This is a genomic window from Bilifractor porci (genome assembly GCF_009696005.1).
In the GTDB taxonomy this organism is placed as follows: Bacteria; Bacillota; Clostridia; order Lachnospirales; family Lachnospiraceae; genus Bilifractor; species Bilifractor porci.
In genome coordinates this window covers 1-1,383 of record NZ_VUMV01000023.1, presented here as the reverse complement: position 1 = coordinate 1,383, position 1,383 = coordinate 1, and the positions used below count along the sequence as shown (strand labels likewise).

Annotated in this window: 1 rRNA gene; it reads right to left on the bottom strand. The window is 53.6% G+C overall.

Annotated elements, in window-relative coordinates:
* Positions 1-1,205 (bottom strand): 23S ribosomal RNA (locus FYJ60_RS12415); the annotation flags it as partial.
* Positions 1,206-1,383 lie beyond the last annotated feature (178 nt).

Here is a 1,383-nt window from a genome sequence, read left to right as displayed (position 1 = left end):
GCTACATTCCCGAGCTTCGGTGTCGTGTTTCAGCCCCGGACATTTTCGGCGCGGGACCTCTCGACCAGTGAGCTGTTACGCACTCTTTGAATGTATGGCTGCTTCTGAGCCAACGTCCTGGTTGTCTGTGAAATCCCACATCCTTTACCACTTAACACGCACTTGGGGACCTTAGCTGCGGGTCTGGGCTCTTTCCCTTTTGACCGCCCAACTTATCTCGTGCAGTCTGACTCCCGTTAATCGGCTTTACGGCATTCGGAGTTTGATATCGCTTGGTAAACTTTGACGTTCCCTTGCAAATTCAGTGCTCTACCTCCGCAAGTCTGTAACGAGGACAGCCCTAAAGCTGTTTCGAGGAGAACCAGCTATCTCCGGGTTCGATTGGAATTTCTCCCCTACCCACAGCTCATCGCCACCTTTTTCAACAGATGTGCGTTCGGACCTCCACTGCCTCTTACGGCAGCTTCATCCTGGCCATGGGTAGATCACCCGGTTTCGGGTCTGCCGCTGCTGACTGGACGCCCTCTTAAGACTTGGTTTCCCTTCGGCTCCGCACCTTCTTAAGTGCTTAACCTCGCCAGCACCGGCAACTCGCCGGACCGTTCTACAAAAAGTACGCGGTCGAGCTTTTGCTCTCCCACAGTTTGAAGACACAGGGTTTCAGGTTCTCTTTCACTCCCCTCCCGGGGTCCTTTTCACCTTTCCTTCACAGTACTATGCGCTATCGGTCACTGAGAGTATTTAGTCTTGGAGGGTGGTCCCTCCGGCTTCCCACAGGGTTTCCCGTGTCCCGTGGTACTCTGGTACAGCTGTGCGCCCTTCGGATTTCGCCTACACGTCTCTCACGTTCTATGGATGGGTTTCCCAAACCCATTCGGCTATCCTTGTGGCTGCAGTATCGCTGCCCGCAACCCCGCGGTGCATGCACCGCGGTTTGGACTGTCCCCCGTTCGCTCGCCGCTACTGGGGGGATCGAGTTTTCTTTCTTTTCCTCCGGCTACTTAGATGTTTCAGTTTACCGGCTTACCTCCGTATGACTATGGATTCATCATACGGTACACAGAGTCTGTCTGTGTGGGTTGCCCCATTCGGAGATCTCCGGATCAATGGGTATTTGCCCCTCCCCGAAGCTTTTCGCAGCTTGTCACGTCCTTCATCGGCTCTCAGTGCCAAGGCATCCGCCCTGCGCCCTTCATGCTAGATCGTATTACGGTCGCTCTTCCTGTTATAGCGTTAACAGGAAGCCTCATGAATTGCTTGTTTCCTGCATCCCCCGGCAAAAGGGGATACAGCGGACAGAAACTTTTGTTTCCGCCCTGAGTCATCACATTTCTGTGATTCCTCGGATGTCTTCCTAATCCTTTGTTTGTTACGCTTGGATGT